This window comes from Bradyrhizobium sp. 604_D8_N2_3, from assembly GCF_051810765.1.
Classification (GTDB): domain Bacteria; phylum Pseudomonadota; class Alphaproteobacteria; order Rhizobiales; family Xanthobacteraceae; genus Bradyrhizobium; species Bradyrhizobium barranii.
In genome coordinates this window covers 4,785,941-4,801,596 of record NZ_JBPWPM010000001.1, presented here as the reverse complement: position 1 = coordinate 4,801,596, position 15,656 = coordinate 4,785,941, and the positions used below count along the sequence as shown (strand labels likewise).

The 15,656-nt window shown below is 64.8% G+C and carries 13 protein-coding genes; 7 read left to right on the top strand and 6 right to left on the bottom strand.

All coding sequences use genetic code 11. The features are described 5' to 3' along the window. The first annotated feature begins 3 nt into the window (after positions 1–3). The 6 genes from AB7245_RS22785 (at position 4) to AB7245_RS22760 (ending at position 6,714) form a co-directional block, all read left to right on the top strand. Complete coding sequence (locus AB7245_RS22785; RefSeq protein ID WP_085401503.1) at positions 4–1,266, top strand: D-alanyl-D-alanine carboxypeptidase family protein; 1,263 nt, start codon at positions 4–6, stop codon at positions 1,264–1,266. Between the two features lie 2 nt (positions 1,267–1,268). Further along, on the top strand, positions 1,269–1,955 hold the full coding sequence (gene tmk / locus AB7245_RS22780; protein WP_085401502.1) for a dTMP kinase: 687 nt from the start codon (positions 1,269–1,271) through the stop codon (positions 1,953–1,955). Further along, positions 1,952–2,998 carry a DNA polymerase III subunit delta' gene (locus AB7245_RS22775; RefSeq protein WP_135213643.1) on the top strand — a complete coding sequence of 349 codons (1,047 nt, stop codon included), beginning with the start codon at positions 1,952–1,954 and terminating at the stop codon, positions 2,996–2,998. Before tmk ends, AB7245_RS22775 begins: the two co-directional genes overlap by 4 nt. 109 nt (positions 2,999–3,107) lie before the next feature. Next, positions 3,108–5,114 (top strand): methionine--tRNA ligase, encoded by a 2,007-nt coding sequence (gene metG / locus AB7245_RS22770; RefSeq protein WP_439035002.1) that lies wholly within the window; start codon positions 3,108–3,110, stop codon positions 5,112–5,114. Between the two features lie 12 nt (positions 5,115–5,126). After that, a complete protein-coding gene (locus AB7245_RS22765) occupies positions 5,127–5,903 on the top strand; it encodes a TatD family hydrolase (protein WP_085401499.1) in 777 nt (258 codons plus the stop codon). A 13-nt stretch (positions 5,904–5,916) separates the two neighbouring features. After that, positions 5,917–6,714 carry an MBL fold metallo-hydrolase gene (locus AB7245_RS22760; RefSeq protein ID WP_085401498.1) on the top strand — a complete coding sequence of 266 codons (798 nt, stop codon included), beginning with the start codon at positions 5,917–5,919 and terminating at the stop codon, positions 6,712–6,714. Between the two features lie 15 nt (positions 6,715–6,729). Here the strand turns inward: AB7245_RS22760 and AB7245_RS22755 are convergent, their stop codons facing one another. From AB7245_RS22755 to AB7245_RS22730, 6 genes are all read right to left on the bottom strand, one after another. Beyond that, entirely contained in the window at positions 6,730–8,379 is a 1,650-nt protein-coding gene (locus AB7245_RS22755; RefSeq protein WP_085401497.1) for an acyl-CoA synthetase, read from the bottom strand. Between the two features lie 23 nt (positions 8,380–8,402). After that, entirely contained in the window at positions 8,403–10,292 is a 1,890-nt protein-coding gene (locus tag AB7245_RS22750) for a TRAP transporter large permease (protein ID WP_085401496.1), read from the bottom strand. Positions 10,293–10,324: 32 nt separating this feature from the next. Further along, the gene (locus tag AB7245_RS22745; RefSeq protein ID WP_085401495.1) at positions 10,325–11,344 is read right to left on the bottom strand and encodes a TRAP transporter substrate-binding protein; all 1,020 of its coding nucleotides are present in this window, start codon (positions 11,342–11,344) and stop codon (positions 10,325–10,327) included. A 504-nt stretch (positions 11,345–11,848) separates the two neighbouring features. Continuing rightward, positions 11,849–12,388: a 4-hydroxylaminobenzoate lyase gene (locus tag AB7245_RS22740; protein ID WP_439035001.1), complete on the bottom strand. Its 540-nt coding sequence runs from the start codon at positions 12,386–12,388 to the stop codon at positions 11,849–11,851. After that, positions 12,367–13,116, bottom strand: a complete 750-nt coding sequence (locus tag AB7245_RS22735; RefSeq protein WP_439035000.1) for a nitroreductase — start codon at positions 13,114–13,116, stop codon at positions 12,367–12,369. The genes AB7245_RS22740 and AB7245_RS22735 overlap by 22 nt, the downstream gene beginning before the upstream one ends. Then, positions 13,113–14,321, bottom strand: coding sequence for an ABC transporter substrate-binding protein (locus AB7245_RS22730; RefSeq protein ID WP_439034999.1), 1,209 nt, complete (start codon positions 14,319–14,321; stop codon positions 13,113–13,115). Before AB7245_RS22730 ends, AB7245_RS22735 begins: the two co-directional genes overlap by 4 nt. A gap of 228 nt (positions 14,322–14,549) precedes the next feature. Between AB7245_RS22730 and AB7245_RS22725 the strand changes: the two genes are divergently transcribed. After that, the gene (locus tag AB7245_RS22725) at positions 14,550–15,527 is read left to right on the top strand and encodes a LysR family transcriptional regulator (RefSeq protein WP_354175580.1); all 978 of its coding nucleotides are present in this window, start codon (positions 14,550–14,552) and stop codon (positions 15,525–15,527) included. Positions 15,528–15,656 lie beyond the last annotated feature (129 nt).

The following is a 15,656-nucleotide window of genomic DNA, read 5'->3' as shown; positions in this document are numbered from 1 at the left end:
GCCATGGCATTTCGTCTTTTTCCGCTCCGTCGCACCCGGTTCTCCGCCGGTGCGCTGGCGCGCGGGCTGATCGCTGCGGTTCTGGTGGCGGGCATCGGCTGGGGCGGGGCGCTCTACGCCGCCAACCAGAGCATCCAGGGCGCCAAGAAAACCGAGGATTCCGGCTTCGATGGCGACGCCCCAACCGCGATTCTGATCGAGGCTTCCAGCGGCAGCGTGCTGTTCGAGAAGAACGCCGACGAGCTGCGTGCGCCCTCCAGCATGATGAAGCTGATGACGGCCGAAGTCGTCTTCAATGCCATCAAGAAGGGCGACATCAAGCCGACCGACGAGTACCGGATCAGCGAGAACGCCTGGCGCAAGGGCGGGGCGCCCTCGGGCGGCTCGACCATGTTCGCCGCCATCAACAGCAAGGTTTCGGTCGACGATCTCCTGCATGGCGCGATCATCCAGAGCGGCAATGACGCCTGCATCGCGCTGGCCGAGGGCATTGCCGGCAACGAGAAGATCTTTGCCGCCGACTTCATGACCAAGCGTGCCCGCGAGCTCGGCATGACGAAGTCGACTTTCGGCAATTCCAACGGCCTGCCCGATCCCGGCAACAAGATGACGGTGCGCGAGCTCGGCATCCTTGCCCGCCACATCATTCTCGACTTCCCCGAATTCTATAAACTGTTCGGCGAGAAGGAGTACACCTGGAACAAGATCCGCCAGCCCAACCGCAATCCTCTGCTCAATTCGATGGAAGGCGCCGACGGTCTGAAAACCGGCTACACCAAGGAAGGCGGCTACGGCATGGTCGGCTCGGCCGTGCAGAACGGAACGCGGCTGATCGTGGTCGTCAATGGCCTGGAAGATCCCGAGGATCGCGCCACCGAAGCCAAGAAGATGCTGGAATGGGGCTTTCGCAATTTCGAGACCCGCACCCTGATCGCGGCCGACCAGCAGGTTGGCTACGCAAAAGTGTTTGGCGGCGAGAGCCGCTCGGTCAAGCTTGTCGCCAAGACGCCCGTCAAGGTGATGGTGCACAAGAACGGCAGCGACAAGCTGATTGCGCGCGTCGTCTATAGCGGACCGGTGCGTGCGCCGATCGAAGCCGGCCAGAAGGTCGGCGTGGTCAAGGTCTGGCGCAGCGGCAACATCGCGGTGGAAACGCCCGTCTATGCCGCCGAAGCGATCGGCACCGGCTCGACCATGCGCCGCGCGATCGACGGTGCCAGCGAGCTCGTGATCGGCATGTTCCGCGCGGGCGCCGAGAAGCTCTGATCATGAGTGAGAGCGCAGCACAGCGACCGTCCGGGCGCGGACGCTTCATCACCTTTGAAGGCGGCGAGGGCACCGGCAAGTCGACCCAGATCAAGAAGCTCGCCGACCGCCTCACTGCGGCCAGGATGCGGACCCTCGTCACGCGCGAGCCCGGCGGCTCGCCGGGTGCCGAGATCATGCGCCACCTGGTGCTGTCGGGGATGGGCAAGCTGCTCGGGCCCGAAGCCGAGACGCTGCTGTTCGCGGCTGCTCGCGATGACCATGTCCGCACCGTGATCCAGCCTGCGCTCAATCGGGGCGCCTGGGTGCTGTGCGACCGCTTCGCCGACTCGACGCGGGCCTATCAGGGCAGCCTCGGCCGCGTGCCGATGGGCCTGATCAACGCGATGCAGCGGGTCACGATCGGCGATCTCAAGCCGGACCTCACCCTCATCCTCGATTTGCCGGTCGAGATTGGATTGCAGCGCGCCGCCGTGCGTCGTGGTAGCGGCACACCTGACAGGTTCGAGGGCGAGCAGCTCAGCTTCCATCAGGGCCTGCGCGAGGCCTATCGCAAGATCGCCGAGGACGATCCCGGCCGTTGCGTCCTGATCGATGCCAATTCCGATCCCGACACGGTTGCTGGACGAGTCTGGACGGCGCTGCGCGACCGTCTTCTCCCAACCCCTGCATCGGTGGTTTCCCTATGAGCCCGCGCCAGGCCGAACGCGAAACCGCCATTCCGCATCCGCGCGAGACGAGCCTTCTGTTCGGCCATCGCGAGGCCGAGACGGCGCTACTCGCGGCCTATCGCAGCGGGCGCATCCCGCATGCCTGGCTGATCGGCGGGCCGCAGGGGATCGGCAAGGCGACGCTGGCTTATCGCATGGCGCGCTTCGTGCTTTCCAACGGCCAGCCGCTGGCGCCGTCCGTGCAGCGCGCCGAGACCCTCGCGGTCGATCCTGATAACGCCGTGGCGCGGCAGGTTGCGGCCAGCTCGCATGGCGGGCTGTTGACGCTGGAACGCACCGCCAACGATCGCGGCGTGATGCGCACCGTGATCACCGTGGACGAGACGCGGGAGACGATCGGTTTCTTCGGCTCGACTGCCGCGGCAGAAGGTTGGCGCGTCTGCATCGTCGACACCGTCGACGAGCTCAATCCGAATGCCGCCAACGCGCTGCTGAAAATCCTCGAGGAACCGCCGCAGCAATCGCTGTTTCTCCTGGTCAGCCACGCGCCGGCGCGCGTGCTCGCCACGATCCAGTCGCGCTGCCGCAAGCTGCGCCTGCGCCCGCTCGACACGGATGATGTGATCGGCGCCGCAGCTTCGACGGCTGACCTCGATCCGAACGATCCGGCGCTGCGCGAGGCCGCGGAGGCCTCCGAGGGCAGTGTCGCGCGGGCGCTGACGCTGCTCGGCGGCGATGCCCTGAAGCTGCAGCAGCGCACGGCGGCGCTGCTTGCGCGCCTGCCACAGGTGGATCCGCGCGAACTGCACACGCTCGGCGATTCGCTTGGCACCAGCGATCGAGTCGCGCTGGCGGCCTTCATCGACGGCATCGATCGCTGGATAGCGGAACGCCTGCACTCCGACGAGGCCAATGCCAACCAGAATCTGCCGCGCCTTGCGCGCCTAGCTGAGGTATGGGAAAAGATCGTCCGCGCCGCGCGCGACACCGAAACCTACAATCTGGAGCGAAAGCCCTTGGTTTTCTCGGTGTTCGGCTGGCTGGCGGACGCAACGCGCTAGAGCATGATCCGGAAAAGTGTGCAGCGGTTTTCCGACAGGATCATGCTCCAAATAATGACCTAACGCAGGTTCGTTTCCAAATTTCGAGAAGCCGGTAAAGGAATTCGTCGTGGCCACGCGAGCTAAGAAAACCGCTAGAGGCAAGAGCAGCAAGAAGAAGGCTGCCAACAAGGCCGTGAAGAAGGCCGTGAAGGCGCTCGCGCGCAAAGCTGCCAAGAAGGTCAAGAAGACCAAGAAGCCTGCCGTCAAGAAGGGCGTGAAGAAAAGCGCTGCGAAGACGACAAAGAAGGCCGGCAAGAAGGCCGCGAAGAAGCAGGTCGTCGCCAAGAAGGCGGTGAAAGCGGCCAAAAAGGCAGCCAAGTCTCCGGCGAAGAGCAAGGCTCCGGCGAAGAAGGTCGCCAAGAAAGCGAAAGTGACCGCGCCTGCCGTGACCGCCGCACCGGCTCCTGTCGCCACGCCGCCAAAGATTGTGAAGCCCAAGGTGTCGAAGCCCAAGGTGTCGAAGCCTGAGGCGCCGCCCGCACTGAGGCCCGTCGCAGCTTCGCAAGCCGCAACTCCCGTTGCTGCGCCCGCGCGCGACAACGTCTTCTACATCTCGACCGCCATCGCCTATCCCAACGGCAGCCCGCATATCGGCCACGCCTATGAGGCGATCTCGGCCGACGTGCTGGCGCGCTTTGCGCGGCTCGACGGCAAGGACGTGTTCTTCCTGACCGGCACCGACGAGCACGGTCAGAAGATGGTCCAGACCGCGCAGAACGAGGGCCTGACCCCGTCCGCGCTCGCGACCCGCAATGCTGGCCGCTTCAAGGAGATGGACGAGCGTCTGAACGTGTCGTTCGACCGCTTTATCCGCACCACCGAAGAGCAGCACCATCGCTCCAGCCAGGAGATCTGGCGGCGCATGGAAGCGAACGGCGACATCTACGCCGACAGCTATGCCGGCTGGTACTCGGTGCGCGACGAGGCGTATTACGCCGAGGACGAGACGCGCCTGAACGACGACGGCGTGCGCCTCGGACCGCAAGGCACGCCAGTCGAATGGGTCGAGGAGAAGAGCTATTTCTTCCGCCTGTCGGCCTATCAGGACAAGCTTCTGAAGCTCTACGAAGATCATCCTGAATTCATTGGCCCGGACTCGCGCAAGAACGAGGTGGTGAGCTTCGTACGCGGCGGCTTGCGCGATCTCTCGATCTCGCGCACGACCTTCGATTGGGGCGTGAAAGTGCCCAGCGACGAAGAGCACGTGATGTATGTCTGGGTCGACGCGCTGACCAATTACATCACCGGCGTCGGATTCCCCGACGAGAGCGACAAGAACTGGCGCTACTGGCCGGCCGACGTGCACATCATCGGCAAGGACATCATCCGCTTCCACGCGGTCTACTGGCCCGCATTCCTGATGTCGGCCGGCATTTCGCTGCCGAAGAGGGTCTATGCCCATGGCTTCCTGTTCAACAGGGGCGAGAAGATGTCGAAGTCGGTCGGCAATGTCGTCGACCCCTTCAATCTTGCCGAGCAGTATGGCGTCGACCAGATGCGCTATTTCTTCCTGCGCGAGGTCTCGTATGGCCAGGACGGCAACTACAACCACGATGCCATCGTCGCGCGCATCAATGCCGATCTCGCCAACGACCTCGGCAACCTCGCGCAGCGCTCGCTTTCGATGATCGCCAAGCAGCTCGGCGGCGTGCTGCCGGAGCCGGGCGAGTTCAGCGACAACGACAAGGCGATTCTGGCGATGGCGGACGGCATGATCGTCGCATCGCGCGAAGCGATGGCGACGCAGCAGATCCATCACTGGCTCAACGCCGTGTGGGCCGTGGTCGCGGAGGCCAACCGCTATTTCGCGGGCGAGGCGCCGTGGGCGCTCGCCAAGACCGATCCTGTCAGGCAGAAGACGGTGCTCTATGTCACCGCCGAAGTCGTGCGCCAGATCGCGATCCTGGCCCAGCCGGCGATGCCGACCGCCTCGGGCCTGCTGCTCGACAGCCTCGGCATTCCCGCGGGCGAGCGGAACTTCGCGATGCTCGGGGGCGCCAAACGGATCGCGCCAGGCTCGACGCTGCCGGCGCCAACACCGGCGTTCCCGCGCTACATCGAGCCGGCGGCCTAGGGCGTTCGGGCGATGCTGGTCGACAGCCACTGCCATCTGGATTTTCCGGACTTTGCGGAAGACCTCGACGGGATCGTCTCGCGTGCACGTGCGGCCGGCATCGGCCGTATGGTCACGATCTCCACGCGGGTGCGAAAGCTCAATCAGCTTCTGGCCATCGCTGAGCGCTACGACGACGTCTACTGCTCGGTCGGCACCCATCCGCACAACGCGGACGAGGAAGACGGCATCTCGCCGGACGAGCTGATCGGGTTGACCGGGCATCCCAAGGTGGTCGCGCTCGGCGAGGCCGGGCTCGACTATTTCTACGACAACGGCGCGCCGGAGGCGCAGGCGAGGGGCTTTCGCGCCCATATCGCGGCGGCTCGTGCGACCGGCCTGCCGCTGGTGATCCACACCCGCGAGGCGGACGAGGATTGCGGCCGCATCCTGGAGGAGGAAGCGGCCAAGGGATCGTTTCGCGCCGTGCTGCATTGCTACACGGGCGGGCGCGAGCTGGCGCTGAAGGCGGTGTCGCTCGGGCTCTATATCGGCTTCACGGGCATCCTGACCTTCAAGAAATCGGAGACCCTGCGCGCGCTTGCGGCTGAACTGCCGTCTGACCGTATTCTGGTTGAAACAGACTCGCCCTATCTTGCGCCCGGCAAGTTCCGGGGCAAACGCAACGAGCCGGCCTATGTGGTCGAGGTCGCCAAGGTGCTCGCCGAAACGCGCGGCGTGTCGCTCGACGAGATCTCACGCCAGACCACCGAAAACTTCTTCCGCCTGTTCTCCAAGGTGAAATCTTAGGACTGGGAGCCGCATGACGCTGACGCTGACGATCCTGGGCTGCGGCTCCTCCGCCGGCGTGCCGCGCCCGGCACTCGGCTGGGGCGCCTGCGATCCCAACAATCCAAAGAACCGCCGCCGCCGCTGCTCGCTGCTTGTCGAGCAGACATCACACCACGGGACCACGCGCATCGTGGTCGACACCTCGCCCGACCTGCGCGAGCAGCTCATCGATACCAATGTCGACCACATCGACGCGGTGTTCCTGACCCATGAGCATGCCGACCAGACCCACGGCATGGACGATCTGCGCTCCGTCGTGCTCCACATGCGCAAGCGCATTCCGGTTTATTTCAACCAGTCGACCGCGAAAGACATCATGGCGCGGTTCTCCTACTGCTTCATCTCGCCCGAGGGCAGCGACTATCCGCCGATCCTGCACCGGCATTCGATCGAGGCCGGCGAAAGCCGGACCATCACCGGCAAGGGCGGCGACGTGACCATGACCGCCTTCCTGGTCCAACACGGCCAGATCCCCGCGCTCGGCTATCGCATCGGCAATGCCGCCTACACGCCCGACCTCAACGACATCCCGCGCGAGAGCTGGGGCGCGCTGGAGAATCTCGATCTCTGGATCGTCGACGGCTTGCGCTACACCCAGCATTCCAGCCATTTCAGTATCAACGATGCGCTGTCCTGGATCGAGCGCTTCAAGCCGAAGCGCGCCGTCATCACCAACATGACGGCCGACGTCGATTACGAGGTGATCCGGCAATCGCTGCCGGCGGGCGTGGTGCCGGCCTATGACGGCATGCGGCTCGACACGCACTGATCGCGCCGGCTCGGTTCAGGCCGAGATCGCCTTCGACGAGCCGACCTCGTTACGCAGCAGGAATTTCTGGATCTTGCCCGTGGACGTCTTCGGGATCGGTCCGAACACGACGGCCTTCGGCGTCTTGAAGCCGCTCATATGCGTGCGGCAGAAGGCGATGATCTCGGCTTCGGTCGCGCTGGCGCCGTCCTTCAGTTCGACGAAGGCGCAGGGCACCTCGCCCCATTTCGGATCGGGCTTTGCGACGACGGCTGCGAACAGCACGGCCGGATGCTTGTAGAGGATGTCCTCGACCTCGACGGAGGAAATGTTCTCGCCGCCGGAAATGATGATGTCCTTGGAGCGATCCTTGATGATGACGTAACCGTGCTCGTCGAGCACGCCGAGGTCGCCGGTGTGAAACCAGCCGCCCTCGAAGGCTTCCTTCGTCGCCTTCTCGTTCTTGAGGTAGCCCTTCATCACGATGTTGCCGCGGAACATGACCTCGCCGATGGTCTCGCCATCGCGGGGCACCTCCTGCATCGTCTGCGGATTGATGACGGTGACGCCTTCCTCGAGCGGGTAGGGCACGCCCTGCCGCCGCTTCATGCTGGCGCGCTCGGCGGCCGGCAGATCGTCCCAGCCGGGTTGCTCGGCGCAGACGGAGGCGGGGCCGTAGACCTCGGTCAGGCCGTAGACGTGCGTGAGCCTGATGCCGATGTTTTCTGCGCCTTCGAGCACCGCGACCGGCGGTGCGGCGCCGGCGATCAGGCCCACGACGCGGCGCGCGGCACTGCCCTTCGGCGCGTCGGGTGCGTTGATCAGCGTGTTATAGACGATCGGCGCGCCGCACATGTGGGTGACGCCGTGCTGCTTGATCAGCTCGAAGATTTTTGTCGGCTCGACCTTGCGCAGGCAGACGTTGATGCCGGCGGCCGCCGCGATGGTCCAGGGGAAGCACCAGCCGTTGCAGTGGAACATCGGCAGCGTCCAGAGATAGATCGGATGCTGGCCAAGCTGGCCGGCGAGGATGTTGCTGACGGCGTTGAGATAGGCGCCGCGATGATGGGTGACGACGCCCTTGGGATTGCCCGTGGTGCCCGAGGTATAGCTCAGCGCGATGGCGTCCCATTCGTCCTTGGGCGGGATCGCCGCGAAGCCCGGGTCGCCTTGCGCAACCGCCGCCTCATACTCGATCTCGCCGATGCGCTTGCCGCCCTTGAAAGCGGCGTCGTCGACGTCGACGACGAACGGCTTCGGGCCCTTCATCTGCGCGAGCGCGTCGGTGATGACAGTCGAAAACTCCGGATCGACCAGGATGATCTTGGCGCCGCCGTGATCGAGCTGAAACGCGATCGAAGGCGCATCGAGACGAATGTTGAGCGCATTGAGAACGGCGCCGGTCATGGGGACGGCGAAGTGCACCTCGTTCATCGCCGGAATGTTCGGCAGCATCGCCGCGACGGTATCGCCGACGCCGATGCCCTTGCCGCCGAGCCAGGACGCAAAGCGCTTGCAGCGCTCATGCGTCTCGCGCCACGTGAAGCTGCGGCCCTCATAGACCGTGCTGACGTGGTTGGGATAGACGGCGGCGCTGCGCGCGAGGAAGCTCAGCGGGCTCAGGGGGACGTAGTTGGCGGGGGTCTTGTCGAGGCCGATATTGTACTGGTTCTGCCGCTCGCTCATCGAACCCTCCTTGACGCCGCGCTCTACAGGAATCCGATCGAGATCCAGGGGAAGATCGCGACGATGATCAATCCCACCAGCAACGCCAGCAGATAGCCCCAGATCGGCCTGATGCCTTCGGCCGGATCGACGCGTCCGATGGCGCAGGCGGCATAATAGCCGACGCCGAAGGGCGGGGCGAATAGCCCGATACCCATGGCGAGAATGATCACCATGGCGTAGTGCACCTCGTGCACGCCGACGGCGCGGGCGATCGGAAACAATAGCGGCCCGAACAGCACGATTGCCGGAATGCCCTCGAGCACGCTGCCGAGAACGGTAAAGGCCAGGATCGACACGGCGATGAAGGTGGCAGGTCCCCCGGGCAATCCGGTCATGGCTGCAGCCAGCGAGCGCGAGAAGCCGGATTGGGTGAGCCCCCAGGCCATGCCGGTCGCCGTGCCGATGATCAGGAGGATCGCGCCCGACAGCGCCGCGGTCTCGACCAGCATGGGAAACAGCCGCCGCCAGTCGAAGCGGCGGTAGACGAGGAGGCCGACCAGGGCGCCGTAGACGATGCCGATGGTGGAGACTTCGGTCGCGGTCGCAATGCCCTCGACCACGGCGTAGCGGATCACGAAGGGCAGCGCGAGCGCGGGCAGGGCGATGATGAAGGTCTTGCCGATCTCGCCACCCGTGGCGCGGCGGACATGGCTCATGTCCTCGTGGCGGTAGCGCCACCACACCAGCATGCAGAGCGTGATGGCGAGCACGACGCCAGGCAGCAGGCCGCCGGTGAAGAGGGCGGCGATCGAGACGCCCGTGACCGAGCCGATCGTGATCAGCACAAGGCTCGGCGGAATGGTCTCGGTTTGGGCACCGGTAGCCGCAAGAAGCGCCACGAGGTCGCCGGGCTTGGCGCCGCGCTGCTTCATTTCCGGGAACAGCACGGGCGCCACCGCCGCCATGTCGGCCGCCTTGGCGCCGGAGATGCCGGAGACGAGGTACATCGCGCCGACCAGCACGTAATGCAGGCCGCCGCGGACATGGCCGAGCAGGCTCGCCAGGAACGCGACCATGGCCCGCGCCATGCCGGTCATCTCGATCAGAAGCCCCAGGAACACGAACAGCGGCACCGAGAGCAGGATGAGGTGGCTCATGCCCTCGTCCATCCGCCCGACCAGCACCATCACCGGCGTCCGCGTGGTCAGCGCCAGATAGCCGTAGATCGCGAGGCCAAACCCGAACGCAATGGGAACGCCGGCAAAGACGCAGAAGCCGGCGACGCCGACGAAGAAGATGACGAGGTTGAGATTGCCGAGCGGCCGCAGAAAAGGCTGCGCCAGCCAGAACAGGCCGACGATGACGGCAACCGATATCGCCGCCGTCAGCACCATGCGGTAATCGGCGGCGCGCAGCAGCCGCAGCAGCGCGAACACTGCCATCAGGCAGACGCCGGCCGGCAGCGCCGCGGCGCGCCACATGTTCGAGATCTGGAGCGCCGGCGTGGTGATGAAGCTTTCCTCGTAGGCGTATTCGGCGGATGGCCAGACGATCAGCGCCAGGAACGCCAGCGCCGCGCAGGTCGCGACCACGTCCAGATAGGCGCGCACGGCCGGCCGCGCACTCGCGACGAGCGCCGTCATGCGCATGTGCTCGGAGCGGCGGAATGCGACCGCCGCGCCCAGCATGGCCAGCCACAAGAACAGGATCGAGGCGAGCTCATCCGACCAGATCAGCGGCCGGTGCACGCCGTAGCGTGCGACCACGCCGGCAAACAGGATCACGATCTCGGCGACGACCAGGATTGCCGCGGGGATCTCGACGGCGAGACCGAGCACATGCTCCAGCGAGGCCAGCACGAGGGATCGGCGAGGGGGCTGAACAGCCACCTCGCCCACCACTCCGGTCGCCTCAACCTCGACATGAGCCATCTCGATAAGAACCTCGGCGGCCCCAAAGCGCGTTACGACAGCTTGCCGACGGCCTTTTCCAGGAGATCCCAGGCCTGGTCGCCATACTTGCCCTTCCACTCGGCATAGAAGCCAGCGGAGCGCAGCTTGTCACGGAACGGCGCCACCGCAGGCTGGTTGAAGGTCAGGCCCTTGCCCGCGAGCTCCTGCTGGAGGTTCGCATTGAGTTTCGCGGTATCCTCACGCTCCTTGACGGCGGCGGCGTTGATGTTCTTGGCGACGATGGTGCGGACGTCCTCCGGCAGCGCGCTCCAGGCGCGGCGGTTGGCCAGGAACCAGAAGCCGTCCCACATGTGGTTGGTCAGCGAGCAGTACTTCTGCACCTCGTACAGCTTGGCGGTCGAGATGATCGCCAGCGGGTTCTCCTGGCCCTCGACGATCTTGGTCTGGAGCGCGGAATAGACCTCGGCGAAATTGATCGAGGCGGGCGCGGCGTCGAACGCCTTGAACATCGAGGTCCACAGCGGCGACACCGGCACGCGGATCTTGAAGCCCTTGAGGTCGTCGGGACCGTTGATCGGCTTGCTCGACGACGTGGTCTGGCGGAAGCCGTTGTCCCAGATCTTGTCCATGACCTCGAGGCCGGCCTTCTTGATCTCGCCGCGGACATGGGCGCCGAGGTCGCCGTCCATGGCCTTCCAGACCGTGCCGTAGTCCGGGAACGCGAAGCCGATGCCGTTGATGGACGCGGCCGGCACCAGGGTCGACAGGATCAGGCCTGACAGCGTGAAGAATTCGACGCCGCCGGACCGGATCTGGCTCAGCATGTCGGTGTCGGAGCCGAGCTGGTTGTTCGGGAAGATCTGGAGGTCGAACTTGCCGTTGGTCTCGGCCTTGATCGCCGCCGCCATCTCCTTGGCGCGCACGTTCAGCGGATGGGTGTCAGGCAGGTTGTTAGCGTATTTGTAGGTGAACTCGGCGCTCTGGGCGCGGGCCACATGGGGCGCACCGAGGCCGCCCAGGACCGCGGTCGCGGCGGAGGCCTTGAGAAGCGTGCGTCGGGAAAAGCTCATGGGTCTGCTTCCTCGGAAGTTTGTTGTTGTTCTGAGATGCAAACCTATACGGATGGAAGGCCTGAAGGTCATCTGCGATCTCGCGAGGTCTCGCTTATTGCAGCCGGACACCGTCGCGGCAATATCGGCTTTCGGCAGATGGGCCGGATTCAAAATCTGAAAAACAACCCCATGCACAGTAGCCGTCAAGAGCCGAGAGGCCGGTCGCGGCGTAGACCGAAAACGGACGGCAAGCGAAGGCGCGGTGTCAGGAATTCGATCTAAATATCTGATCTAATTGTATATAAAGATATTCCATAATATACCTTATGCGAATTACGGATATGGCGGTCCGGGCTGGGTGCCGCCTGGCGCACGGTCGCCGAAATCCCTCCCCACCGTTCATGGTGAGCCGCCTTGCTGGCCGTGGCGTCGCGGCGCATCGCCGCGCGCGGACTCAGCTGTGCATGCTTCTGAACGGGTGACGCTCGCGCACGGCGTCACCCGAGACCGTCCGGCCGGCGATTAGGACGGCGCCGCGAAGTCGTAGGAGATGCGTCCGGCGGGCAGATAGAACAGCGCGATGACGGCGCCGCCGCGGACCTCGGGATAGTGCCGGCTGCCGGGATCGGGCGCGGTCCAGCCGGGCCCTTGCCAGCCCTGCAGCCCCTTCAGCTCGGCGCCCTTGTCCAGCGGCACGACCAGGTTCAGTTCCCCATATGGGTGACCGTGATATTGCCCGCGGAGCACGTCGTGGTCGTCCTCGTCCTTGAAGCGGCGCGGATCGGTGCTGTTCATGTAGACGGCCGTGATGCTGAATTGGAACGTTTCAGGCGTCGGGTCCATGATGCGGCTGCGCCGGTAGTTCGGACCGTCGACCTCCTGGTTCGCCGCCCAGCCTTCCTCGACGCCGCGCTTAATCAGCCGTGCCAGGTCCTGGTAGAGCTGGCTGCCCTCGCCGTATGTTTGGTTGAGCCACCGCTCCATCTCCGCGCCGGGCGTCATATCCTTGACCTCGCGCAGAAACGGAATGCTGTACTGAATCAATTCGTCTCGGCTTCCCATGGCGTTGTCCTTTCCATTTGGGTTGCACTTTGTTCTTCAAAGCCCGCGAACGAGGCGAAGTCCGCGATGTCCGCGCGCGGCATCAGCCTGCCCGCGATTTGGTCCCTGGCACGGCCGATCGAAATGCCGCACACGACCATTTGCTCCGCCGGGATCGACAGCAGCGGACGCAGGATCCGGTGGTATTTCGAGAACGTCTCCTGCGGACATGACTGGAGCCCATGGCCTGCCGCAGCCAGCAGCACGTTCTGGATGAACATGCCGAGGTCGAGCCAGCTGCCGACCTCCAGGCGCCGGTCGATCGTGACGATCAGCCCGACGGGCGCGCCGAAGAACGCATAGTTCTTGGCGGTCTGGCCGCTCCTGGCTTTGATATCGGTCTGGGCGATGCCGAGCGAACCGTAGAACAACCGGCCGAACTCCTGTCGTCGTTGCAGGTAGGGTTCGGGCAGGTCACTGGCGTAGTATCTGTATTCCGACATATGCGCGTCGCGGGCGGTTTCGTGCGCCTCGCGCAGCGCCACCGAGACCCTGTCTTTGGCATCGCCGGCCAGCACGTAGACGTGCCAGGGCTGGATATTGGCGCCGCTTGGCGCAAACCGTGCCACGCGCAGAATCTGCTCGATGGTCCCTCGCCCGACCGGCGCGCTTGAGAAGTCGCGGCATGCAAAACGGCCTGCGATGATCTCGTCTATGCCGCTCTGCACGGCTGCGCCCTCGCCGATCATGGCTGCTTCAGCAGCGGACATCCGCCTTGCTCCATCGGCCGGAAGGCTTCCTCGCCCGGAATCGTCGCCAGCAGCTCGTAATAGTCGAACTTGTATTTGGACTGCTCGGGCGACTTGACGCGAAACAGATACATGTCGCGGACCAGCCGGCCGTCCTCGCGGATCCGGCCATTTTTCGTCATGAAATCGTTCACGGGCATGGCGCGCATCCTGGCGGCGACGGTCGGACCATCCAGCGTGCCTGCCGCCTGAACCGCCCTAAGGTAGTGCATCACCGCGCCATAGGTGCCGGCGTGGATCATGGTCGGGACCTTCTGGGTCTTGGCGATGAAGCGCTTCGACCACGCCCGCGTGTCCTCGTTCATGTCCCAATAGAACGCCGAGCTCAGCATCAGGCCCTGGGCGCTCTGGAGCCCGAGACTGTGAATGTCGGCAATGAAGACGAGCAGCCCGACCAGCTTCTGCCGCTGCGTGATGCCGAATTCGCCGGCCTGCTTGACGACGTTGATGAAGTCGCCGCCGGTGTCGGCGAGCGCGATCACGTCCGCCTTCGAGGACTGTGCCTGGAGCAGGAAGGAGGAGAAATCCGGCGTATTGAGCGGATGTTTCACCGCGCCGATCACCTTGCCGCCCATGGCGTCGATGACCTTGCGGCTGTCGGCCTCGAGTTGGGCGCCGAGGGAATAGTCGACCGAGATGAAGTACCAGGAGTTTGCGCCGAGACGCGACATCGCCCGCGTTGTTCCTTGCGACAGCGCATAGGAGTCGTAGGTCCAGTGAATTCCGGTCGGCGAGCATTCGTCGCCAGTCAGGCGCGACGTGGCGGCGCCGGTGGCGAGGAACAGTTTCTTCTTGTCCCGTGTGATGCCCTGCACCGCCAGCGCGACCGCAGAATTCGGCACGTCGAGGATCACCTCGACGTTTTCATTTTCGAGCCAGCGCCGCGCTATGGTGGCTCCCACATCGGCCTTGTTCTGGTGATCTCCCGCGACGATCTGGATGCTGCGCCCCAGCACCTGGCCGCCAAAGTCGTCGACCGCCATTTGCGCCGCGATCACCGAGCCCTGGCCGCCATTGTCGGCGTAGAGCGAGGACATGTCGGTGAGAACGCCGAGCTTCACCGGACCGTCCTGCGCAAGGGCCGGCGCCGAGAACAGCGCGAGTGCCAGTCCGAAAGCTCCGATCGACATCCCGCAGGATTTCATTGCCCGTCTCCTCCAAATTTGGCGTCGGGATCATGACGGGATCGCGCGAATTCGGAAGTGAAACTCTTGCAGAGTGATCCTGAACCGCCTTCAGATTGGTGGCGCGAACGGCTGGGCGTCGCGGTCCGGGCGCCCTGCTCGGTTGCGTTGGCCGCGCGCATGGCCTTAACTCGAAACGATCGCAGGTACGCAACGGGCGCGCGATCCGCCTGCGACGGTGTCCTGCACGTGGCTGTTTCCTTCAAGACCCTGGACCTGAACCTGCTCAAGGTCTTCGACGCCGTCATGGAGGAGCGCAGCGTGCTGCGGGCGAGCCAGCGGGTTGCGCTCAGTCAATCCGCCGTGAGCCATTCGCTCGCCCGGCTCCGCGAGATGCTGGAAGACGATTTGTTCGTGCGCACGGCGACCGGCATGCAGCCGACCGCGCGCGCATTGACGATGGCGCCACAGGTTCGCGAAGCGCTGCGATCCCTCGAGGCGGCGGTCGAGCAGCCGCGCTTCGTTCCGGCGGCCTCCACAAGGCAATTCACCCTCGCCGCCAACGACTTCACCACGATGGTGCTGGCGTCACCGCTCCTGAAGATACTTGGGCTTGAGGCGCCGGCGATCGACCTGATCATCAAGCCGGTGACACGGATCGACCTTGCCGAGCAGATCGACCTTGGTCGCATCGACGTTGCGATCGGCGTCTTCTCGGATCCGCCGAGCCGCTTCCGGACCTCGCTGTTGTTCGAATATGACGACGTGCTGATCGTGGGCGGAAAGCGCAAGCTCGGCCGGATCGACAACGCGGCCCTGGCGCGCATGCCGCTGGTCGTTGTGTCCTTCGGCGGCGAGCAGGAGGGCGCGATCGGAGGCTTCATCTCCGAGCGCGGCCTCGCAAGGCGATCGGAAATGTATGACCGCGCGGCGCTCGAACGGGCATTGTCCGAAAGCGACCGGCCGCCGCGCATAGCGGTTTCGCTGCCGCATTTTCTGGCGCTGCCCGCCCTGCTCGCGGACTCTGAACTCGCGGCCATCGTTCCGCGTCCATTGGCGCGGGCGTTCGAACGCGCGCATGCCATCACGACGTACGAATTGCCTTACGCCACAACCCCTGTCGAGGTCCGGCTGCTCTGGCACGAACGTATCGAGGGCGAGCCATCGCATGACTGGCTTCACGATATCCTCAGGCGCGCGACCGCGGACCTCAGGCGTGGACGCTAGCTGGCGACGGTCTCAGTCCTGGTTCCATTTGCCATTGGGTCGTTCAGTTGGGTGCGCGAGTGGAGGTTGTGCTAGACTAGGCGTCGCAGTCCTGAAGAGGTCAACGATACAAGGCGGTCTCAACCGCCG